The organism is Aliigemmobacter aestuarii (genome assembly GCF_004799285.1).
Lineage (GTDB): Bacteria > Pseudomonadota > Alphaproteobacteria > Rhodobacterales > Rhodobacteraceae > Aliigemmobacter > Aliigemmobacter aestuarii.
Genome location: NZ_SSND01000003.1, coordinates 71,676 through 93,705 on the forward strand (window position 1 = coordinate 71,676; position 22,030 = coordinate 93,705).

Here is a 22,030-nt window from a genome sequence, read left to right on the forward strand (position 1 = left end):
GGGAGCGCGCGTCATGGAATACGGATTCACCACTGCCGCCTATGTCGTCGCGGGCGTTCTGTTCATCCTGTCCCTGGGCGGCCTTTCGGGCCAAGAAAGCGCCAAGCGCGCCGTCTGGTATGGCATCGTCGGCATGGCCCTTGCCGTGGCGGCGACGCTGATCGGCCCGGGCCTGGGCAACTGGTGGCTGTCGGTCCTGCTGATCGCCGCCGGCGGCGCCATCGGCTGGATCGTCGCCACCCGCGTCCAGATGACCGAGATGCCGCAGCTTGTTGCGGCGATGCACAGCCTCGTCGGCCTTGCCGCCGTCTTCATCGGCTTCAACGCGGAAATCGAGATGGTGCGCATCGCGGCCCTTCAGGCCGCGGGCGATGCCGATGCGATCCAGGCGTTGTCTGGCTTTGCCGCCAAGGTCGCTGCAAAATCCGGGGCCGAGATCGGCATCCTGAAGATCGAGGTCTTCCTGGGCGTCTTCATTGGTGCCGTCACCTTCACCGGTTCGGTCATCGCCTATGGCAAGCTGGCGGGCAAGGTGGACGGCAAGGCTAAGAAACTGCCGGGCGGCCACGCGCTGAACGCGGGCGCGGCGATCCTGTCGGTTGTCCTGCTGGTGATGTACATGCAGGGCGCGGGTTCGTGGACGCTGATCCTGATGACGCTGGCGGCCTTCTTCATCGGCTATCACCTGATCATGGGGATCGGCGGCGCCGACATGCCGGTCGTGGTGTCGATGCTGAACAGCTATTCCGGCTGGGCCGCGGCAGCGATCGGTTTCTCGCTGTCCAATGACCTTCTGATCGTGGTCGGCGCGCTGGTGGGGTCGTCCGGTGCGATCCTGTCCTACATCATGTGCAAGGCGATGAACCGCAGCTTCATCAGCGTGATCCTCGGGGGCTTCGGCAACACGGGCGGGCCGCAGATGGAGGTGACGGGGGAACAGATCGCGATCGACGCCGAAGGTGTCGCCGCCGCGCTGAACGATGCCGACAGTGTCATCATCATCCCCGGCTATGGCATGGCCGTGGCGCAGGCGCAGCAATCGGTTTCCGAACTGACCCGCAAGCTGCGCGCCAAGGGCAAGAACGTGCGTTTCGCCATCCACCCGGTGGCGGGCCGTCTGCCGGGCCATATGAACGTGCTTCTGGCCGAGGCGAAGGTGCCCTATGACATCGTGCTTGAGATGGACGAGATCAACGAGGACTTCCCCGAAACCGACGTGGCCATCGTCATCGGCTCGAACGACATCGTGAACCCGGCCGCACAGGAAGACCCCAACAGCCCCATCGCCGGGATGCCGGTGCTGGAATGCTGGAAGGCGAAACAGGTCTTCGTGTCGAAGCGCGGCCAGGGCACGGGCTATTCCGGCATCGAGAACCCGCTGTTCTACAAGGAAAACACGCGGATGTTCTATGGCGACGCGAAGAAGTCGATCGACGCGCTGCTGCCGATGATCGACTGATCGGCTGCGCAATCGGAAGAAAAGACGGGAACCCCGGACCGCAAGGCCGGGGTTCCCCCGTTTCAGGCGCCCCGTTTCAGGCCCTCGCGGTGGCGTGGACGACGGCTGATCGTGCAAGGCTGCAACAGTTTTGTTGCATACCCTGGGATGCCGGGCTTTGCGCTTCAAAGGACGGGGGGCCTGACCCATCAAGAAGCCAGCCGAACGGAAATCCGCGACCATGCCCCAGATGAACGACCATCCCCAGCGTTATGCGGTTGTGAACGAACTGCACGCCCGGCCCTTCCCGTCGCTGAAGGTGCCGTCGCACGCGGTCTATGTGGCGTTCAAGGAACCGGTGGATGCCGCGAACCGCGACCGGGGGCGGGACCGCGCCCATCTGCTGGACCTGCTTGATCGCAACGGGGCGGGGCATCCGCAGCCCGAGGCCACCCATTTTTCCGATCGCGTGGGCCGGTACGAGCTGAAATGGGAAAGCCACACCGAATTCGTGACCTATTCGGCCTTCGGGGCCGGGAATTCCGCGCGCCCCTTCGATCCGGCCGAGGCCGAGGTCTTTCCCGCCGACTGGGTCCGTGTCGCGCCGGGCAAGCGGCTCTGTTCGCTGCTGATCCGGATCGAGGAGATGCCCGAAGACGAAGCCGAGGTCCTGCGCAAGCTTGAGGAATGGTTCGTGCCCGAAAGCCTGGCGGCCAGCCGGGTCGTCGATGGCGCGGCGATCGTCGCGGGCGATTTCCGGATCGATCCGGCGGGCCACATGCGCTTTGCCGTCTTCGTGCGCCCCGGAACCGGCGAACGGCGGGTAGGCCGCATCGTACAGCGCCTGTGCGAGATCGAAACCTACCGGTCGATGTCGATGCTGGGGCTGATGCGGGCGCGGCACCTGACAGGGCGGCTCAATGCGCTTGACCCCCGCCTTTCGGCACTTGTGACGGCCCTCGATGCGCCCGAAAGGTCGGCCGAGGCGGTGCTGCACGAACTGCTGACCATCTCGGCCGAACTGGAAAGCCTTGCGGTGCAATTCTCGTTCCGCTTCGGCGCGACGGCGGCCTATGAGGCCATCGTCAACCAGCGGATCGAAGTCTTGCGCGAGCTGCGCATCAACGGCCGGCAGACATTCGGCGAATTCATGATGCGCCGCTATGACCCGGCCATGCGCACCGTGAAATCGGCCGAGGCACGGCTGGCGCAGATGGGGGAAAGGGCCGCGCGGGTGGCGGAACTCCTGCGCACGCGGGTCGATGTGGACCGGTCGGCGCAGAACCAGAAACTGCTGGAAAGCATGGACCGCCGGGCGGATCTGCAACTGCGGCTGCAACACACGGTCGAAGGGCTTTCGGTCGTGGCGATCAGCTATTACGCGGTGAGCCTTGCAGGCTACCTGCTTTATCCCCTGGCCGAGGTTTTGGGCCTGTCCAAGGGCGCGCTGACTGCGCTGGCCACGCCGGTGGTCATTCTGCTGGTATGGCTTCTGGTGCGGCGCGTCCGGCAGAAGATGCACTGAGCGCGCGGGTCGTGGCCCAGGCCCCGGCGATGATCGCGGCCAACGCAAGTGCTGCGGCGGTCGAAAGGGTGGACACTCCGGAAAGCCCGGCGCCCAGGGTGCAGCCCCCGGCCATGACACCGCCCACCCCCATCAGAACCGCGCCAAGCCCGTAGCGCAGCGTCTGGCGCGGGCTGTCGAAGCCCTGCAGGCGCGTCCGCCCGCCAAGGGCCGCGGCAACTCCGGCGCCGATCAGGGTGCCCAGGACCAGCCCGGTTCCGAAGGCGGGTGAAACCGCCGTCGCGGCGATCATCCAGAACAGCGTGTCGGCAAGCGGGGCGGTGAAGCTCAGCGCCTCGACCGGGATCGGGTCGAATTCGTCCGCCAGAAGCAGGCCGGTGCCAAGCCAGGCGAGCGGCACCAGAAGGCCGATCGCCGCGCCCGATGCCAGTCCGCCCGCAGAGGGCCGCAGGCGCAGCGCGAAAAGAACCAGCGCCAAGGGCAGGATCACCCAGAGGCCGGGCAGGGCGGACAGTGCGGGCAGGGGCAGGGTGACACCTTCCAGCGCCACGCGCAGCGGCGCGAGGATGCCCTTCATCGTCGCATGGGCGGCGATGGCAAGACCGCCGATCACCATGACTGCGCGCAGATTGCCGCCGGCGGCAAGCACCGTCAGACGGGCGGCGCACCCGCGCGCAAGGACCATGCCCGCGCCGAACATCAGCCCGCCCACGAGGATCGAAACCACCGGCACGTCGGCCCTGAGGAACCGGTGTTCCGACAGGTCGATCAGCCCCGCGGCCTGCGCGGCCCCGGTACCTGCGATGGCGACGGCCAGCGCGACCATCCATTGCGCGGCGGCAGGCGCCCGTTCGCCCGCCTCGCCCGCCACCGCCCGGCGCAGGCAGAACCGGCTGACCTCGGCCAGCGCCCCGAAGGCCAGGCCAAGGGCAAGGCCCAGCCAGAGGCTGGCCGCCTGCGGCGGGATGGACAGACCGAGCGCTTCATACATGGCGCGGCTCCGTTGCAAAGTGGAATTTCCGTCCATCTGCGTGCGGAAAACCGGATTGGCAAGCCTTCTGCGTGGCCACGCGGGTCGGGAATGTGGAACATTGTTCCGGAAAACGCGAAGGGCAGGCACATCCGCCCGCCCTTGCCCCCGTGCCTGGTGCAATATTCGCGGCGCCTCGCCGGTGGCGGGACGCCCGTCCTTATTTCGCCTCAGCGGCCGCGGATGCGCGGGTCAAGCGCGTCGCGCAACCCGTCGCCCACATAGTTGACCGACAGCACCGTGAGCGAGATCGCGATGCCCGGCCAGATCACGCGCGCGGGGTATTGCTGGATGTATTCCACCCCGTCGAACAACAGCCGCCCCCAGGTCGGAAAGTCCGGCGGAAAGCCGAGGCCAAGGAAGGACAGCGCGGATTCGGTGATGATCGCGCTGGCGATGCCAAGCGTCGCCGCCACCATGATCGGTGACATCACGTTGGGCAGGATGTGCCGCAGGATCATCCGGCGCGAGGGCGTGCCGATCGACCGCGCTGCCAGCACGAATTCGCGTTCCTTCAGCGCCAGCACCTCGCCCCGCACGATCCGCGCGGCCTGCATCCAGCTGGTGACGCCGATCGCGAAGACGATCAGCAGGAATGTCCCCGTCTCGGGGCCGAGGCTGCGCGACAGCGGATCGCGGAACAGCATCACCATGACCAGAAGCAAGGGCAGCAGGGGCAGGGCCAGGAACAGGTCGGTCAGGCGCATCAGCGGCCCGTCCAGCCGCTTGAAATAGCCCGCCATCACGCCCACGGTCGTGCCGAGCGTGATCGAAATCAGCATCGCCACCAGCCCGACCGAGATCGACACCTGCCCGCCCTTCATCATCCGGGCCAGCATGTCGCGGCCCAGCTGATCGGTGCCCAGGGGAAACTGCAGGCTCGGCGGCTTGTTCCGGGTCTTGATCATCTCGGCCGCGTTCGGGTTGATGAAGGTGGGGTCCTTCGTCCAGATGAGCGGCCCGACAAAGACGAACAGGATCAGCGAGACAAAGACCGCCAGCCCGATCAGCGCGCCCTTGTGGCTGCGGAACTGCGCCCAGACATCGGCCCACTGGCTGCGGGGTTTTTCGATCGCCAGATCAGTCATAGCGGATCCTCGGGTCAAGAATGCCGTACAGGATGTCGGCGATCAGGTTGAAGAGCACGATCAGCACGGCGAAGATGAAGGTCAACGTCTGCACCATCGGCAGGTCCGATCCCTGGATGGCGCCGATCAGAAGCGCGCCAAGGCCGTTCACCCGGAACACCTGTTCGGTGATGATGGCGCCGCCGAAGATGGTGGGAATCCCAAGCGCGATCACCGTGATCACCGGGATCATCGAGTTGCGCAGCACGTGTTTCAGCACGACCACGCGTTCCGACATGCCCTTGGCGCGGGCGGTGCGGACATAGTCCTGGCCAAGGTTCTCCAGCATCGAGGACCGCATGTAGCGGCTGATCGTGGCGGCGTTGTAGAGCGCCAGCACCATGACCGGCATGGCCATCTGCCGCACCTGCGCCAGGAAGCTGTCCCAGTCGGTGACCTTCAGCGAGGTGTCATAGATCGACGGGAACCATTGCAGTTCGACCGCGAAGATCAGGATCAGCACAAGGCCGGTGAAGAAGGTCGGCACCGAAAAGCCGATCATGGCGATGAAGGTGCCCAGCTGGTCGAACCAGGAATACTGGCGATAGGCCGAATAGATGCCGATCGGCAGCGCGATCAGCACCCCCAGCACATAGGCCGAGCCGATCACCGTCAGGGTCTGGGGCATGCGTTCGACGATGATATCGAAGACCGGGCTGCGCGACTGCCAGGACAGGATGCGCTGCTGGCCCTCGGCGAAGGCCGTGCCGAAGGTGGAATCGATCAGCACCAGCGGTTCGACGACGAAGAACTGCTTCAGCCACAGCAGGTAACGGACATGGACGGGTTCGTTCACGCCCATCGATTCAAGGATCTTCATCCTGACTTCGGGCGGCACCGTCAGCGGGATCTGGCTGGCTGGCGAGCCGGGGGCCAGATCGACCAGAAGGAAGATCACGAGACTGATGAACAGAAGCGTCGGGATGGCCAGCAGCAGCCGACGGATCGTGTAGGTGAGCATGGGCGATGCCTCGGTTCAACGGTCTTGGGGTCACCGGGAAAGGAGGGGCGCCCCCGGAGTTCGTGATGAACTCCGTCCGGGGCGCCCCGATGTGTCAGCTTACTTGATGCGATACCAGTCGGAAGCGTTCCACAGTTCGCTGTCCCACACGTTCAGGACGATCCCGCCCAGAGTGTTGGAATGGGCCGACAGGCGGCCACGGTCCACCAGGGGCACGACGGTATAGCTTTCCTTGGTCAGCATGTCGTTCAGCTTCTTGATGATCTCGGCCCGCTTTTCGGTCTCGCGGGTCTTCAGCAGGTCGCCGACGAGCGCGTCATAGGCCGGATCACAGAAGCGGTTGATGTTCTCGCCCTGCCACTGGGTTTCCGGACGCGGAGCCTTTTCGCAGGTGTACTGCGCGACATAGGGTTCCGGGTCGGTGCCGTCGAAGTTGTTGGCGTACATCTCGACGTCGGCATAGAACTTCTGGAAGGTGTCGGGCGAACCCGGATCCCCGCCGAAGTAGACGCCCGCGTCGATCGACTTCAGTTCGACCTCGACGCCCAGTTCGTTCCACCAGCCCTTGATCAGCGCCTGGAAGTCCTGACGCACCGGGTTGACTGAGGTCTGATAGAGGATCGACAGTTTCTTGCCGTCCTTGTCGCGCACGCCGTCGCCGTCGCTGTCGGTCCAGCCGGCTTCTTCCAGCAGCGCCTTGGCGCCTTCCATGTCCTGGGTCAGGCAGTCGGTGTTGTCGCTGGCATAGATCGCCGGCGCGGGCACCAGGTTGCAGGTCGCGCGGCCGGCTTCGCCGTAACCCACTTCGACCAGGAGGTTACGGTCGATCGCCATCGACAGCGCCTTGCGAACGCGCATGTCCGACAGGAACGGATGCGGATGCTTGGCGGTCGAACGCTCGCCTTCCGGCAGGTCGGGCGAGGGATCGGTCATGTTCATCTCGATCCGTTCGACCAGCGTGCCGAAGGCGGAAACGAAAGTGCCCTTGCCGCCGGCCTTCATCTGGGCCTGAAGCTCTGGGTTGATCTGGGTGTTCCAGGCATAATCGAATTCGCCCGTTTCCATGACAGCGCGCGCCGCACCGGCCGCGTCGCCGCCGCCCTTGACCGTCATCGTGGCGAAGGCCGGCTTGGCCGGATCGCGGTAGTTCGGGTTGGCTTCCAGTTCGACCACGTCATTGACCTTGAAGTCGGTGACGCGGAAGGGGCCGGTGCCGTGCGGCTTGGTGTTGGCCTCGGTGCAGGTCGGGGCGGCCGCGCCCAGGCAGTTGGCGAACTGCGCCTTCTGCAGGACCGGCGAGGTCGCGCCCACGAAGGCGGTGAATGGGTTGTACTTCGGCGCGCTGAAATTGACCTTCACGGTCAGGTCGTCGATCTTCTCGACCGAGGCGACGCCCTCGTAACGCGCGGCCTGCGCGCAGCCGCCTTCGGGATGCATGCAGTATTCGGCGGTGAAGACCACGTCATCGGCGGTGAAGGGGGTGCCGTCCGACCACAGGATGCCCGGCTTCAGCTTCCAGGTGATCGAGGTGTAGTCCTCGGCGATCTGCCCGTTCTCGACCGACGGCAGGCCATCGGCCAGACGCGGGAAGACGTTGCCGTCCTGGTCGAAGCCCGCGAGCGGTTCCAGAACCAGCGAGCCGACTTCCACGTCCTTGGTGCCCGAGGACAGATAGGCGTTCATGATCGAAACGGCCTGCGAATACAGCACCTTGACGTTGCCGTCGGCGCCGCGCTCGGCCATTGCCGCGGGCGCGAAGGCAAACGCGCATGCGGCGCCCAGAAGGGCTGTTCTCATCTTCATTGCATCACTCCTTGTTGGTTGTGCTCTTTGGCCTCGGATTGTCCGGTTGGCCCGGCGCTCTCGGAATACAGGTGGCAGGCGACGTGGCGGCCCGGTTCGACCTCGCGCAGCACGGGCTTTTCCACCCGGCAGCGATCAAAGACCTTGGGGCAGCGCGTGCAGAAGTTGCAACCCTTCGGCGGGTTGGCGGGCGAGGGCACGTCGCCCTTGAGGATGATCCGCTCTTTCCGGGCCGCCCGGCTGGGATCGGGTTCCGGCACGGCGGACAGAAGCGCCTCGGCATAGGGGTGCAGGGGCCGCGCATAAAGCGCATCGCGCGGGGAAAGTTCGGCGATCCGGCCCAGGTACATCACGGCGACCCGGTCAGCGATGTGCTTGACCATCGACAGGTCGTGGCTGATGAACAGGTAGGTCAGGCCGAACTTTTCCTGAAGGTCCTCCAGCAGGTTGACGACCTGCGCCTGGATCGACACGTCAAGCGCCGCGATCGGTTCGTCGCAGACGATGAACTTGGGGTTCAACGCCAGCGCGCGGGCGATCCCGATCCGCTGCCGCTGCCCGCCCGAGAATTCGTGCGGATAGCGGTTGGCGAAGCGGCGGTTGAGCCCGACCGCATCCATCAGTTCGTAGATGCGGGCCAGCTTCTTGTCGGCGTTCCAGTTGGTGTGTTCGTTCAACGGCTCGCCGATGATGTCGGCCAGCGTCATCCGGGGGTTCAGGCTCGCCTGCGGGTCCTGGAACACCATCTGCATCGTCGGCCGCTTCCGGCGAAGCGCCTCGGCATCCAGATGGGCCACATCGACACCGTCGATCACGACCTTGCCGGCGGTGGGTTCGTAAAGCCTGAGCAGCGCGCGCCCCACGGTGGACTTGCCGCAGCCCGATTCCCCCACGAGGCCCAGGGTTTCGCCTTCCATCAGGGTGAAGGACACGTCATCGACCGCCTTCACGTCGCCGGTGTGGCGCCGGAAAAGACCCGTGAAGACGGGGAAATACATCTTCAGCCCCTCGACCTGCACAAGCGGCTTGCCCTTCGTGGCGGGGCCGGGGGTGGTGTCGTCACGCATCCGCGCCCTCCGGGTTCCAGTGGCAGGCCACGTCATGTCCGCGCCCAAGGGGCTGGCCGTCGATCGGGCGGCGCAGCGGGTTTTCCCGTTCGCATCGGTCAAAAGCATGGGCGCAGCGGGCGCGGAACGGGCAGGCGGAGGGTTCGGCCGTCAGGATCGGCGGCTGGCCCTCGATGATCTGCAACCGTTCGTCGCGTTCGTCGCCCAGCTTGGGAATCGTCTTCAGCAGCGCGCGGGTATAGGGGTGGTGCGGGTTGCCGAACAGTTCGCGCACGGGCGCCTGTTCGACGATCTGGCCGCCATACATCACCATCACCCTGTCGGCGATTTCGGCGATCACGCCAAGGTCATGGGTGATCCAGATGATCGCCATGCCAAGCTTGCGGCGCAATTCGTGAACCAGTTCAAGGATCTGCGCCTGGATCGTCACGTCAAGCGCGGTGGTGGGTTCGTCGGCGATCAGCACCTCGGGGTCGCAGGCCAGCGCGATGGCGATCATCACGCGTTGCCGCATGCCGCCGGAAAACTGGTGCGGATAGGATTTCAGTCGCTTGCGCGCATCCGGGATGCCGACGAGTTCCAGCAGTTCGGTCGCGCGATCCTCGGCGGCCTTGCCCTTCAGCCCCATGTGGCGCTTCAGCGGCTCCATGATCTGGTTGCCGACCGTGAAGACCGGGTTGAGGCTGGTCATCGGGTCCTGAAAGACAAAGCCGATCCGGGCGCCCCGGATGGCGCGCAGTTCTTCCGGCGTGGATTTCAGGATGTCGACGCCCTTCAGCAGAACCTCACCCGCCCGCACATCGGCAGGCGGCGAGGGCAGAAGCCCGATCAGCGACATCATGGTAACCGACTTGCCCGACCCGCTTTCGCCAACAACGCCCAGCAACTCGCCCGGGCGCAGGTGGAAGCTGACCGAATTGACCGCATGGACCTCTCCGCCACGTGTGCGGAAGACGGTCTTGAGCCCCTTGACGTCAAGGACGGCATCCGCCCCATCGGGCATTGGTTTCTCCCCATGTCTTTATTATTATTGGTTTTTATCCGTCACGGGTCGTTGCCCAGCCGGTTGTTTGCCCGAGTGTTAGACATTTTTCGGCCTATCGCAACACCGAAGTGGGGGCACATTCCGCAGCGTCAGGCTGGCAATGTGTCGGCCCGGCCCGGCGATCTGCCCAATATTGACATTGACCAGCCGGAAGAAGCAGCCTTTGCGCCGTCGGGCCACCGTGGTTCCGGCACTGCAACAGGACGGATTCCATGCCCGAAGACCTTTCCCCCCGCCAGATCCTTGATCGCCTGGTGGCCTTCCCCACGGTCAGCCGCGACAGCAATCTGCCGTTGATCGACTGGGTGGAAACCTATCTGGCGGGGTTCGGGGTGACATCGCACCGGGTCTGGCACGAAGACCGCCAGAAGGCCGCGCTTTATGCCAACGTGGGCCCGATGGTCGAGGGCGGCGTGATTCTGTCGGGCCATTCCGATGTGGTCCCCGTGGACGGGCAGGACTGGACCACAGACCCCTGGACCGTGACCGAACGGGACGGGCGGCTTTACGGGCGCGGGACCTGCGACATGAAGGGCTTCCTGGCGCTGTCTCTCGCTGCCGTGCCGCTGGCCTTGCGGGCGGGGGTCAAGCGGCCCTTGCAGATCGCGATTTCCTATGACGAGGAAGTCGGCTGCACGGGCGCGCCGCCGATGATCGCCGAAATGGCCCGGACCCTGCCGAAGGCGTCGGCCGTGGTCGTGGGGGAGCCGTCGATGATGCGGATGGTCAACGGCCACAAGGGCGGGTCGGGCTACCGCGTGCATGTGAAAGGGTTCGAGGTCCATTCCTCGCTTCTGCCCGAAGGGGTCAGCGCGATCATGGAGGCGGCGAAGTTCATCACCTGGCTCACCGAACAGAACGCGGCCAGCCAGGCCAAGGATCCGACGCCCGTCGCGGCCATGTTCCGCCCGCCCTTCACCACGCTTCATTCCGGCATGATCCAGGGCGGCACCGCCCATAACATCACCGCCGCCGATTGCAGTTTCGTCATGGAAAGCCGTGTCGTGCCAGGGGAATTCGTCGCCGACTGGAACGACCGGATCGAGGCAAAGGCCGCCGAACTGACGGCGGCCATGAAGGCGATCCGCCCCGAGGCGGGCTTTCACATGGAGCGGTTCTTCGACGTGCCGGCCCTTGAACCCGAACAGGACGGCGCCGCCGAGGCGCTGGTGCGCCGCCTGACGGGGGACAACGGCACCTCGGTCGTCAGTTACGGCACCGAAGCCGGGCAGTTCCAGGCCGAAGGCTATTCCACCGTGGTCTGCGGTCCCGGCGACATCGCGCAGGCGCATCAGCCCGACGAATACCTTGAGGTCGCGCAGTTCGAGGCGGGCTGGCGGTTCATGCAGGGGCTGGTGCGGGAACTTGCGGCATGATGGCCTTCCCGATTTCCGAGGCGACGCCCGTCCGCCATCCCGGCCCGCCGCCCGCCGCCTGTGACGTGGTGGTGATCGGCGGCGGCGTGATCGGGGTGATGACCGCCTGGCATCTGGCCGAACGCGGGCTGAAGGTCACGCTGTGCGAAAAGGGCCGGGTGGCGGGCGAACAATCCAGCCGGAACTGGGGCTGGGTGCGCCAGCAGGGCCGCGACCTGGACGAACTGCCGATCATGGTCGAATCCGTCCGGCAGTGGAAATCGCTGTCCCAGGAATTCGGCGAGGGGCTTGGATACCGGCAGGGCGGGGTGATGTATCTGGCCCGGACCGGGGCCGAGATGGCCGAATACGAGGATTGGCTGGCCAAGGCGCAGGGTCATGGGCTGGACACGCACATGATGACGGCGGGCGAGGTCGGCGCGCGTCTGAAGGGGGCGCAGGGCGGATGGGTCGGCGCGCTCTTCACGCCCTCGGACGGGCGGGCCGAACCCTGGGCCGCCGTGCCGATGCTGGCCCAAGGGGCGCTGCGGCGGGGCGCGGTCATCGTCGAGAACTGCGCGGTGCGCGCGCTGGATCTGGCGGCGGGCAAGGTCGCGGGCGTCATCACCGAACAGGGTCGGATCGCCTGCGATCAGGTGGTGGTGGCCGGCGGCGCGTGGTCGTCCCTGTTCCTGCGCGCGCATGGCGTGGCGATCCCGCAGCTTTCGGTCCTGGCCTCGGTCGCGGCGACCGAACCTATGCCCGAGGTCTTTCCCGGCAATGCGGCCGACAGCGAATTTGCGTTCCGGCGGCGCGAGGATGGCGGCTATTCCCTTGCGCCCGGGGCCGAACATGACTTTTTCATCGGGCCGGATGCCTTTCGCAACTTCGCCGCCTATCTGCCTGTGCTTAAAAAAGATTTCCGTTCCACCCATTTTCGCCCGATGGCCCCGCGCCACTATCCCGACGCCTGGGGCACGGCGCGCCGCTGGTCGGCGGACCGTCCGGGACCGTTCGAGGCGATCCGCGTTCTGAACCCGCGCCCGAACATGGCCACCCTTGGCCGCGTGCAAGAGGCCTTCGCCCGCGCCTTCCCCGCGCTTGGACGGCCGAAGCTGCGGGCGGCCTGGGCGGGGATGATCGACACGATGCCCGATGTCGTGCCGGTGATCGACCGCGCCTCGGCGATCCCCGGTCTTGTCATCGCAACGGGGATGAGCGGTCACGGTTTCGGCATCGGCCCCGGCATGGGGCGCGTCGTGGCCGATCTGGTGGCGGGGCAGGCCATCGGACATGACATCAGCCGCTTTCGCCTGTCGCGCTTTACCGACGGGTCAAAAATCGCCCCCGGCCCGTCGCTCTGACCCTTGCAGGCGCCGGGCGATTGGCGCAGGCTTTCGCCATGCCGGCGCCCCGGACATCCGAAGGGCGCCCGAACCCATCAGGAGAGGATGACGATGCCCGTCAAGAACCGTTTCGCCGAATTGCTGCCGGAACTGACCGCGATCCGACGCGATTTCCACGAACACCCCGAGCTTCTGTTCGACGTTCACCGCACTGCCGGACGGGTCGCACAGCTGTTGCGCGATTACGGCTGCGATGAGGTGGTCGAGGGCATCGGCCGCACCGGCGTGGTGGGGGTGATTAACGGCAAGACCGACACGGCGGGCCGGGTGATCGGCCTGCGCGCCGACATGGACGCGCTGCCGATCAAGGAACAGACCGGCCTTGACTACGCCTCGAAAACGCCGGGCAAGATGCATGCCTGCGGCCATGACGGGCATACGACGATGCTTCTGGGCGCGGCCAAATACCTGTGCGAAACCCGTAACTTCGACGGCAAGGCTGTGCTGATCTTCCAGCCCGCCGAAGAGGGCGGCGGCGGCGGGCGCGAAATGTGCGCCGATGGCATGATGGACCGCTGGGGCATCCAGGAGGTTTACGGGATGCACAACATGCCCGGCATCCCGGTTGGCCATTTCGCGATCCGCCCCGGCGCGATGATGGCGGCGGCCGACCAGTTTGAAATCACGCTGACCGGCAAGGGTGGCCATGCCGCGAAGCCGCATGAATGCATCGACACCACGGTCGTGTCGGCGCACGTGATCCTTGCGCTGCAGACCATCGCCTCGCGCGGGGTCGATCCGCTGAAACAGGTCGTTGTTTCGGTCTGCACGGTGGAAACCGACAGCCCGGCGCACAATGTCATCCCGCAGGTCGTCAAGATGAAGGGCACCGTGCGGACCATGGACCCGGCCGTTCAGGATTTCGTCGAGCGCCGGATTTCCGAGATCGTCGAGGGCACGGCGGCGGCCTTGGGCGCGAAGGGCGAAGTCGCCTATCAGCGCGGCTATCCCGTCACCGTCAACACGCCCGAAAACACCGAATTCGCGGCGAGGGTGGCGGCGGAGGTCTCTGGCCGGGTCGATACCGACACCGCGCCCCTGATGGGGGCCGAGGATTTCAGCTTCATGCTGAACGAACGTCCCGGCGCCTACATCTTCCTCGGCAACGGGGACACGGCGATGGTGCATCACCCTGCCTACAACTTCGACGACAACGCGATTCCCTTCGGGTCCAGCTGGTATGCGGGGATGGTGGAAACGCGGATGCCTGCGGCCTGACCGCGAAAGGGGGGCCATGCGCCCCCCTTCCTTTTTCAGTCATAGCGCAGCACGGTCGCCTTGCCGCGGAAGATGACATAGGCCAGCACCGTATAGGCCAGGATCACCGGCAGGACGAAGGCCGTGCCGATCAGGATGATGGTCAGGCTTTCGGGGCTGGCGGCCGCCTCGTAGATCGTCAGCCGTTCCGGCACGACATAGGGGTAAAAGCTGTAGGCCATGCCCGCGAATCCCAGGGTCATCAGGGTCGACGCGGCAGCGAAAGGAAACCAGGCGAACTGGTCGCCGCGCGTGGGCAGGTGGCGCAGCGCCACCCACAGAAGCCCGATCAGCAGTAGCGACATCGCCGGCAGCGGGGCCAGCAGCAGCGCCTCGGGAAAGGTGAACCAGCGCGCGAAGATGCGGTCGCTGACCAGCGGCGTTGCCACTGACACCGCGCCAAGGCCCAGGATCATCCCCCAGATGCCGCCGCGCGCCCAGTCCACCGCCTTGCGCTGCAACGCGCCTTCGGCCTTCAGGATGATCCATGTCGCCCCGATGAAGCTGTAGCCCACCGTCAGCGCCGCCGCCGTCAGCAGCGCGAAGGCCAGATTGCCCGGCGTCCAATCAAGGCCCATGATGTATAGCCCCAGCATGAAGCCCTGCGACATGGCCGTCATCAGGCTTCCGGCAAAGAAGGTGCGGTCCCAGATCGGCTTTTGTGCGACCGGTGCCTTGGCGCGGAATTCAAAGGCCACGCCGCGCAGGATGAGGCCCACCAGCATGACCGCGACCGGAAGGTAAAGTGCGGTCAGGATCGCGCCATGGGCCGCCGGAAAGGCCACCAGCAACAGCCCCACTGCCAGGACCAGCCAGGTTTCGTTCGCATCCCAGAACGGCCCGATCGAGCCGATCATGCGGTCCCGTTCGTCGGGCGTCGCCAGCGGCAACAGAAGCCCCACGCCAAGGTCGAACCCGTCGAGGATGACGTACAGCAGGATCGCGGCCCCCATCAGGGCGGCGAAGATCACGGGCAGGGTGGTTGCATCAAGCGGGATCATCGGCCTACTCCGCAGGCACGGCGCGGGCGAGCCCCGAGGGCGGAACCGCCTGCAAAGACGGATCGCCGGCCGTGGCCTTGCGCGCAAGGTGGATCAGGACGCCGACATAGGCCGCCAGCAGGACGGAATAGACGGCAAGGTAGGCCACGAGCGTCGACAGGACCATCGCCGGGGGCACATCGGCCACCGCGGCCTCGGTCGTCAGGACGCCGGTGACAAGCCAGGGCTGGCGGCCGATCTCGGTCACATACCAGCCTGCAAGCGTCGCGCCCCAGCCCGAAAAGGTCATCGTCGCCGTGGCCCACAAGAGGGGCCGGGGCAGGGCATCCGCCCCGCCGCGCCGCCGGATCAGCCAGACCCCTGCCCAGGACAGCACCAGCATCGCCATGCCCAGGCCCACCATCACCCGGAAGGCCCAGAAGACCGGCGCCACCGGCGGGTGCAGGGGCGTTCCGTCCTCGGCCAGGTAATCGTTCAGGCCCGGCACCACGCCATCGGGATCGTGCTTTAGGATCAGGCTCGCGCCGTTCGGGATGGCCAGTTCCGCGCGGTTGGTCCGCGCCTCTTCATCCGGCAGGGCAAACAGCAGCAGCGGCACGTTCGGCCCGGTTTCCCAGTTGCCTTCCATCGCGGCCACCTTGGCGGGCTGGTGTTCCAGCGTGTTCAGCCCGTGCAGGTCGCCCATCAGGATCTGCAGCGGGATCAGGACGGCCCCCAGCGTCAGGCCAAGGCGCAATTGCAGCGCGCTGCCCGCCTGCCGGTCGCCGATCAGGCGGCGGAAGGCCGCCACGCCCGCGATCAGGAAGGCCACCGTCAACCCCGAGGCCAGCAGCACATGGCCCAGCCGGTAAGGCATTGAAGGGTTGAAGATGATCGCCCACCAGTCGGTCGCATGCACGACGCCGTCGCGCAGTTCGAACCCCTGCGGCGTGTGCATCCAGCTGTTCAGGACAAGGATCCAGAACGCGCTCATCGTGGTGCCGATGGCCACAAGCGCGGTTGCCGTGACGTGCAGCCAGCCCGGCACGCGCCGCGCGCCGAACAGCATGATGCCCAGGAACACCGCCTCAAGGAAGAAGGCGGTCAGGATCTCGTAGGCAAGCAAGGGACCGGCGACATTGCCCACGGCCTCCATGAAGCCCGGCCAGTTGGTGCCGAACTGGAACGACATGGTGATGCCCGACACCACGCCAAGCGCGAAGGTCAGGGCAAAGACCTTGACCCAGAACATGTAGGCATCCATCCAGACCCCGTCGCCCGTGCGCGCAAAGCGCCAGCGGAAGAACAGAAGCACCCAACCCAGGGCGATGGTGATCGTCGGGAACAGGATGTGAAAGCTGATGTTGGCCGCGAACTGGATGCGGGAGAGTAAAAATGTATCCATCATGCACCTTTTCCTTCGGTGCTTGATTTAGGGCGGATGGCGCGGGTTTAAGCCGGGTGCGACCAGCCGCCACGGCCCGGATGACGGGGCCGTGAGGGTGCCGTCAGCCGCCGGTGTGGCTCATGTGGCGGGAAACCTGGCCCTGCACCTTCTGGCGCGAATAATCGAAATCATGGCCCTTCGGCTTGCGCGAGATCGCGGCCCGGATCGCCTGGTCAAGCTCTGCGTCATCGGGGCTGGCACGCAGGGGCGCGCGCAGGTCCGCCATGTCCTCTTGCCCAAGGCACATGTAAAGCTCGCCCGTGCAGGTCAGCCGCACGCGGTTGCAGCTTTCGCAGAAATTGTGGGTCAGCGGCGTGATGAAGCCGATCTTCTGGCCCGTCTCCTCCAGCCGGACATAGCGGGCCGGGCCGCCCGTCCGTTCGGCCAGATCGGTCAGGGTGTAGCGTTCGCCGTAGCGGGCGCGCAGGTCCTTGAGGTTCCAGTACTGGTCAAGCCGGTCCTCATTGCCCAGGTCGCCCATCGGCATGACCTCGATCCAGGTCAGGTCATGGCCCTCGCGGGCGCACCATTCGGTGATGGAGAATTGTTCGTCCTCGTTGAACCCCTTCAGCGCGACGGCGTTGATCTTGACCCTCAGCCCCGCCTCTTTCGCGGCCGCGATCCCGTCCAGCACTTGCGGAAGGCGGCCCCAGCGGGTGATGTCGGCGAACTTCCGGGCGTCGAGCGTATCAAGCGAGACGTTGATCCGCCGCACGCCGCAATCCGCCAGTTCGCGGGCAAAGCGGCGCAGCTGGCTGCCGTTCGTGGTCAGCGTCAATTCCTTCAGCGCGCCGCTGTCCAGATGCCGCGTCATCGCGTGGAAAAAGGTCATGATCCCCTTGCGCACCAGCGGTTCGCCCCCGGTGATGCGCAGTTTTTCGACCCCCAGACGCACGAAGGCCGAACACATCCGGTCAAGCTCTTCCAGGCTCAGCAGATCGGCCTTCGGCAGGAAGGTCATGTTTTCCGCCATGCAATAGACGCAGCGGAAGTCGCAGCGATCCGTCACCGAAACCCGGAGGTAGGTGATGGGGCGGGCGAAGGGATCGATCAGGGGCGCGGTCATGTTCCGGAACGTAGGCTTCCGCCGATCCAGCGGCAAGTCGGAATGCGACGGTTGCGGGCCGGAATGGACCCGACTATCGTCGCACGAAACGTGATTTCGGGGGATGCCATGCGCGCCAGAACCATTTCCACCCTGCTTGTTGCCTCTGTCATTCTCGCCGGTTGCGGCGACCGCGCGGGCCTTGGAAAGCTGATCGGCCGCGACCGGCCGGCACCCGCCAGCGCGCCGTCCGGCATGCAGACCGGCGCCATCATCGGGGCGACCACGCCGGAACTGGCCGCGCCGCCGCCCCCGGTCGAGGCGACCAGCGCCGCCGTGCTGGACACGACGACCGATGCCCAGAAAGAGGCCGCGACGGCCATCGCGCCGCTGCCGGGCGATACGCTGATCGGGCAGACGATCATCAGCCTCGGCAACCCGACCGAGCCGGGCTTCTGGCTGCGCGGCGGGCCGGTCAAGGCCGCGTCGCAGGGCCGGGTGGAAACCATCGGCGGGCAGTCGGTGCAGGTCGATCTGATGCCGGGCGAGGGGCCGGCGCAGCTGTCGCTGGCGGCCTATCGCGCCCTGGGGCTGAACCTGACCGACCTTGTCGAGGTCCGCGTTTACGCCCGCTGATCTTCACCGGTTGAACCGGACAGGTCAGGAAAGGTATTGCGCCGCTTCCTTGCGCGCAAAGGCCTTCATCCCGGCCCCGTGTTCGTCAAGGAAGGCGCGGGCGCGGTCGGGGGCGTGTTTCGACAGGTCGCGCAGCCACCAGGCGATGGCCTTCTGGATGAACCAGTCCCGGTCGGGCACATAGCCCGCGGCCCAGGCCAGCACGCGGTCGCGCGCGGCGATCTCGTCGGGCTTGGGAAAGTTCAGCTTTGCCAGCGGCAGCGTGGCCACCAGCGCTGCGCGCCGCGCCCACATCAGCGGGCTTTGTGTCCACGCCTCGACATCGTCGAGGCGCGACAGGTCGGCCATGATCCGCTTCTGCGCGGCGATGCAGGCGTGATCGGCCACCGCCCAGGCGTCGAATTCCGGCACCCAGGACCGGATCAGTGCCCAGGCGTCTTCATCGGGCCTGAGCCGCGCCTGGGTCAACAGTTTCGCCGCCGCGATCCGCCCTTCGTGGACGTTCGTCTCCCAAAGCCCGCGCGCCAGGTCCACCCGTTCCCCGACCGTGAGGACCGCGCGCCAGTCCTTGCACAGGGCGTCGATCTCGGGGTTGGCGGTGCCCAGATAGGGGCGAGGGGCCTTGTGATAGGCCTCCATTTCCGCCGCCTTGCCAGGCTGGGCGCGCGCGGCGATCTGGCTTATCGCCTCGTCCGGGGTCATTCGACCGTCACCGATTTCGCAAGGTTGCGCGGCTGGTCAACGTCGGTGCCCTTGGCGATGGCGGTGTGATAGGCCAGAAGCTGCGCCGGGATCGCATAGAGGATGGGGGCAAGCCGGTCGGGCACATCCGGCATCGCCAGCGTCTTCCAGCAGCCATGACCGGCCACGCGGATGCCTTCGCCGTCCGAGATCAGCAGCACCTGTCCGTTGCGGGCCATCACCTCCTGCATGTTCGACACGGTCTTTTCGAACAGCGCATCATGCGGGGCCAGCACGATCACCGGCACGCGGTTGTCGATCAGCGCAATCGGCCCATGCTTCAGTTCGCCCGATGCATAACCTTCGGCGTGGATATAGCTGATTTCCTTCAGTTTAAGCGCACCTTCAAGGGCCAGCGGAAACATCGCGCCGCGGCCCAGGAACAGGATGTCCTGCGCTTCGGCCAGCTTTTCGGCGATGCCCGAGATTTCCGCAGCCAGCCCCAGCGCATGGTTCATCAGCCCCGGCAAAAGCGCCAGATCGGCAAGATGCGCCTTCGCGTCTTCTTCGGTCAGGCGGCCACGGTCCAGCCCCGCCTTGATCGCCAGAAGCATCAGCACCGAAAGCTGGCAGGTGAAGGCCTTGGTTGAGGCCACGCCCACCTCGACCCCCGCAAGGATCGGCAGCGACACGTCGCTTTCCCGCGCGATGGAAGAGGTCGTCACGTTCACCACCGACACGATCCGCGCGACCTTGTCGCGGGCATAGCGCAGCGCGGCCAACGTATCGGCGGTTTCGCCCGACTGGCTGACGAAGACGGCCCAGGACCGGTCGGACAGCGGCGGCTCGCGATAGCGGAACTCCGAGGCGATATCGACATCGCAGGGCAGGCCCGCGATCTGTTCGAACCAGTATTTCGCCACCTGGCAGGCATAGTTGGCCGTGCCGCAGGCAACCATCGTGACCCGGTCAACGCCGGTGAAATCCACGCCCTCGGGCAGGGTCAGCGCGCCGTCGCGGCTGTAATGCTTCAGCGCATCGGCCAGGACCACCGGCTGTTCGGCGATTTCCTTGGCCATGAAATGCTTGTAGCCCGCCTTTTCGATCCGTGCCGCGTCGATCTGGATGCGGGTCATCGCCCGGTTCGCCCGCCGGTCCGAGGCGTCAAAGATCTCGGCCCCCTTGCGGGTGATCACGGCCCAGTCACCTTCTTCCAGATAGGTGATCCGGTCGGTCAGCGGGGCCAGCGCGATCGCGTCCGAGCCGACGAACATCTCGCCCTCGCCGTGACCGATGGCCAGCGGGCTGCCCTTGCGGGCGGCGATCATCAGGTCATCCTCGCCGTCGAACAGGAAGCAGAGCGCGAAGGCCCCGCGCAGGCGGTGCAGCGCGGCGCGGGCCGCCTCGGCAGGGGGCTTGCCCTGATCCATGAACATCCGCACCAGAAGCGCCACGGTTTCGGTGTCGGTTTCGGATTCGAACGCATAGCCCGCGGCGACCAGTTCCTCGCGCAGGTCGCGGAAGTTCTCGATGATGCCGTTGTGAACCACTGCGACCGGACCGGAGCGGTGGGGATGTGCGTTCATCACCGTGGCCGCGCCATGCGTGGCCCAGCGGGTGTGCCCGATCCCGGACCGGCCGGGCAGGGGTTCATGCACCAGCAGGTCCGACAGGTTGGCAAGCTTGCCCACTGCGCGCCGCCGGTCCAGCCGGCCATTCTGGACTGTCGCGATGCCCGCGGAATCGTATCCACGGTATTCCAGCCGCTTCAGCGCCTCGACCAGAAGCGGCGCGACCTGGTGCTTGCCCAGGATCCCCACGATTCCGCACATCAGGGTTGTTCCTTCCGTTGACGGGCCGCCTGCTGTTCGGCCTTCTGTTTTCTCAACCGGTCGAAGATCCGCGTCGCAAGGCCCGGCTTCACCACCTGCCGCGACCGGCCCAGGGCGACGGCCTCGGCCGGGACGTCATCGGTGATGACCGAGCCCGACCCGGTCAGCGCACCGTCGCCCACCGAGACCGGCGCCACCAGCATGGTGTCGGACCCGATGAAGGCGCGCTTGCCGATCGTGGTGCGGTGCTTCAGCACGCCGTCATAATTGCAGGTGACGGTGCCCGCGCCGATGTTGGTGTGTTCGCCCACATGCGCGTCGCCCAGATAGGTGAGATGGCCCACCTTCACGCCCTCGTCGAGGATCGCGTTCTTGATTTCCACGAAGTTGCCGACATGGACATGTTCGGCCAGTTCCGCCCCCGGCCGCAGCCGCGCGAAGGGGCCGACATCGGCGCCCCTGCTGACATGGCAGCCTTCCAGATGGCAGAAGGCCTTGATCTCGGCGCCGCTTTCGATGGTGACGCCGGGGCCGAAGAAGACATTCGGGCCGATCACCGCGTCGCGGCCCACGACGGTATCAAGCGCGAAGAAGACGGTTTCGGGCGCGGTCAGCGTCACGCCGTTCTCCAGCGCCTCGGCGCGGGCGCGGGCCTGGAAGGCGGCCTCGGCCAAGGCCAGTTCGGCGCGCGTGTTGATGCCCATCGTCTCGGCCTCGTCACAACGGACGACGCCGGCCGACCGGCCCGAGGCACGCGCCAGCGCGGGCAGGTCCGTCAGATAGTATTCGGCCGAGGCATTGGCGTTGCCGACCTGTGGGAGAAGGCTGCGCATCAGATCTGAAGATGCGCAAAGAACGCCGGAATTGCAAAGCTTTATGTACCGTTCTTCAGGTGATGCATCCTTGAATTCCACGATGCGGAGCAGGCTTTCGCCTTCGGTCACCAGCCGCCCGTAGCGGCCGGGGTCGGCAGCCTCGAACCCCAGCACGACGATGTCATGGCGCGCCCGCGCGGCCAGCATCGCCTCAAGCGTTTCGGGGCGGATAAAGGGCGTGTCGCCGTAAAGCACCACGATATCCCCGGCAAACCCCTCCAGCGCGGGAAGCGCCTGCAGAACGGCGTGCGCGGTGCCAAGCTGTTCTTCCTGAAGCACGATCGCCGCCGTGTCGTCATGGGCAAGTGCTGTCTGTCCCACGGCTTCGGCCCCGTGGCCCGTCACCACCACCACCCGTTCCGGGTCCAGCGCCCGCCCGGCCTGCATCGCGTGGTGCAGAAGCGGCGCGGCGGCCACCTTGTGCAGGACCTTCGGCAGGTCCGAATTCATCCGCGTGCCCTGACCGGCCGCCAGAATGACAAGTGCAACAGCCATGATGGCCCTTTCCATTTGGTCGCGC

18 protein-coding genes are annotated in these 22,030 nt (G+C 66.1%); 6 read left to right on the forward strand and 12 right to left on the reverse strand.

All coding sequences use genetic code 11. The features are described 5' to 3' along the window. Positions 1-13: 13 nt before the first annotated feature. Together E7811_RS11580 and E7811_RS11585 are read left to right on the forward strand one after the other, a co-directional pair. Positions 14-1,459 (forward strand): NAD(P)(+) transhydrogenase (Re/Si-specific) subunit beta, encoded by a 1,446-nt coding sequence (locus E7811_RS11580; RefSeq protein WP_136394824.1) that lies wholly within the window; start codon positions 14-16, stop codon positions 1,457-1,459. Positions 1,460-1,679: 220 nt separating this feature from the next. After that, positions 1,680-2,963, forward strand: a complete 1,284-nt coding sequence (locus E7811_RS11585) for a DUF3422 family protein (RefSeq protein WP_136394825.1) — start codon at positions 1,680-1,682, stop codon at positions 2,961-2,963. Here E7811_RS11585 and E7811_RS11590 read toward each other — a convergent pair. The 6 genes from E7811_RS11590 to E7811_RS11615 all read right to left on the reverse strand — a co-directional run bounded on the left by E7811_RS11590 (position 2,911) and on the right by E7811_RS11615 (position 9,954). Then, positions 2,911-3,954 (reverse strand): YeeE/YedE thiosulfate transporter family protein, encoded by a 1,044-nt coding sequence (locus E7811_RS11590; RefSeq protein WP_136394826.1) that lies wholly within the window; start codon positions 3,952-3,954, stop codon positions 2,911-2,913. The two genes, E7811_RS11585 and E7811_RS11590, sit on opposite strands and share 53 nt — an antisense overlap. Positions 3,955-4,163: 209 nt before the next feature. Beyond that, complete coding sequence (locus E7811_RS11595) at positions 4,164-5,081, reverse strand: ABC transporter permease (RefSeq protein WP_136394827.1); 918 nt, start codon at positions 5,079-5,081, stop codon at positions 4,164-4,166. Beyond that, a complete protein-coding gene (locus tag E7811_RS11600) occupies positions 5,074-6,081 on the reverse strand; it encodes an ABC transporter permease (RefSeq protein WP_136394828.1) in 1,008 nt (335 codons plus the stop codon). The genes E7811_RS11595 and E7811_RS11600 overlap by 8 nt, the downstream gene beginning before the upstream one ends. Before the next feature lie 99 nt (positions 6,082-6,180). After that, complete coding sequence (locus tag E7811_RS11605) at positions 6,181-7,884, reverse strand: peptide ABC transporter substrate-binding protein (RefSeq protein WP_136394829.1); 1,704 nt, start codon at positions 7,882-7,884, stop codon at positions 6,181-6,183. Beyond that, positions 7,881-8,951, reverse strand: a complete 1,071-nt coding sequence (locus E7811_RS11610; RefSeq protein ID WP_136394830.1) for an ABC transporter ATP-binding protein — start codon at positions 8,949-8,951, stop codon at positions 7,881-7,883. Before E7811_RS11610 ends, E7811_RS11605 begins: the two co-directional genes overlap by 4 nt. Continuing rightward, positions 8,944-9,954, reverse strand: coding sequence for an ABC transporter ATP-binding protein (locus E7811_RS11615; protein WP_136394831.1), 1,011 nt, complete (start codon positions 9,952-9,954; stop codon positions 8,944-8,946). Before E7811_RS11615 ends, E7811_RS11610 begins: the two co-directional genes overlap by 8 nt. Before the next feature lie 254 nt (positions 9,955-10,208). On the opposite strand from E7811_RS11615, the gene argE reads away from it, so the two are divergent. The 3 genes from argE to E7811_RS11630 all read left to right on the forward strand — a co-directional run bounded on the left by argE (position 10,209) and on the right by E7811_RS11630 (position 13,975). Then, the gene (gene argE / locus E7811_RS11620; protein ID WP_136394832.1) at positions 10,209-11,372 is read left to right on the forward strand and encodes an acetylornithine deacetylase; all 1,164 of its coding nucleotides are present in this window, start codon (positions 10,209-10,211) and stop codon (positions 11,370-11,372) included. After that, entirely contained in the window at positions 11,372-12,715 is a 1,344-nt protein-coding gene (locus E7811_RS11625) for an NAD(P)/FAD-dependent oxidoreductase (protein WP_211092118.1), read from the forward strand. Before argE ends, E7811_RS11625 begins: the two co-directional genes overlap by 1 nt. Positions 12,716-12,808: 93 nt before the next feature. Next, positions 12,809-13,975: a M20 aminoacylase family protein gene (locus tag E7811_RS11630; protein ID WP_136395197.1), complete on the forward strand. Its 1,167-nt coding sequence runs from the start codon at positions 12,809-12,811 to the stop codon at positions 13,973-13,975. Between the two features lie 35 nt (positions 13,976-14,010). On the opposite strand, the gene E7811_RS11635 is transcribed toward E7811_RS11630, so the two are convergent. The 3 genes from E7811_RS11635 to moaA all read right to left on the reverse strand — a co-directional run bounded on the left by E7811_RS11635 (position 14,011) and on the right by moaA (position 17,507). Continuing rightward, the gene (locus E7811_RS11635) at positions 14,011-15,015 is read right to left on the reverse strand and encodes a cytochrome d ubiquinol oxidase subunit II (protein WP_136394834.1); all 1,005 of its coding nucleotides are present in this window, start codon (positions 15,013-15,015) and stop codon (positions 14,011-14,013) included. Between the two features lie 4 nt (positions 15,016-15,019). Further along, positions 15,020-16,399, reverse strand: coding sequence for a cytochrome ubiquinol oxidase subunit I (locus tag E7811_RS11640; RefSeq protein WP_136395198.1), 1,380 nt, complete (start codon positions 16,397-16,399; stop codon positions 15,020-15,022). 103 nt (positions 16,400-16,502) lie between these two features. Continuing rightward, complete coding sequence (moaA, locus tag E7811_RS11645; RefSeq protein ID WP_136394835.1) at positions 16,503-17,507, reverse strand: GTP 3',8-cyclase MoaA; 1,005 nt, start codon at positions 17,505-17,507, stop codon at positions 16,503-16,505. A gap of 63 nt (positions 17,508-17,570) precedes the next feature. Between moaA and E7811_RS17915 the strand changes: the two genes are divergently transcribed. Next, positions 17,571-18,122, forward strand: coding sequence for a hypothetical protein (locus E7811_RS17915; protein WP_168733011.1), 552 nt, complete (start codon positions 17,571-17,573; stop codon positions 18,120-18,122). 24 nt (positions 18,123-18,146) lie between these two features. Here the strand turns inward: E7811_RS17915 and E7811_RS11655 are convergent, their stop codons facing one another. Genes E7811_RS11655 through glmU form a run of 3 tightly spaced genes read right to left on the reverse strand, consistent with a single transcriptional unit; the run spans position 18,147 to position 22,020 of the window. Further along, positions 18,147-18,824, reverse strand: a complete 678-nt coding sequence (locus E7811_RS11655; RefSeq protein WP_136394836.1) for a DNA alkylation repair protein — start codon at positions 18,822-18,824, stop codon at positions 18,147-18,149. Next, complete coding sequence (glmS, locus tag E7811_RS11660; RefSeq protein ID WP_136394837.1) at positions 18,821-20,635, reverse strand: glutamine--fructose-6-phosphate transaminase (isomerizing); 1,815 nt, start codon at positions 20,633-20,635, stop codon at positions 18,821-18,823. Before glmS ends, E7811_RS11655 begins: the two co-directional genes overlap by 4 nt. Beyond that, positions 20,635-22,020: a bifunctional UDP-N-acetylglucosamine diphosphorylase/glucosamine-1-phosphate N-acetyltransferase GlmU gene (gene glmU, locus E7811_RS11665; RefSeq protein WP_136394838.1), complete on the reverse strand. Its 1,386-nt coding sequence runs from the start codon at positions 22,018-22,020 to the stop codon at positions 20,635-20,637. The genes glmS and glmU overlap by 1 nt, the downstream gene beginning before the upstream one ends. Positions 22,021-22,030: the final 10 nt, after the last annotated feature.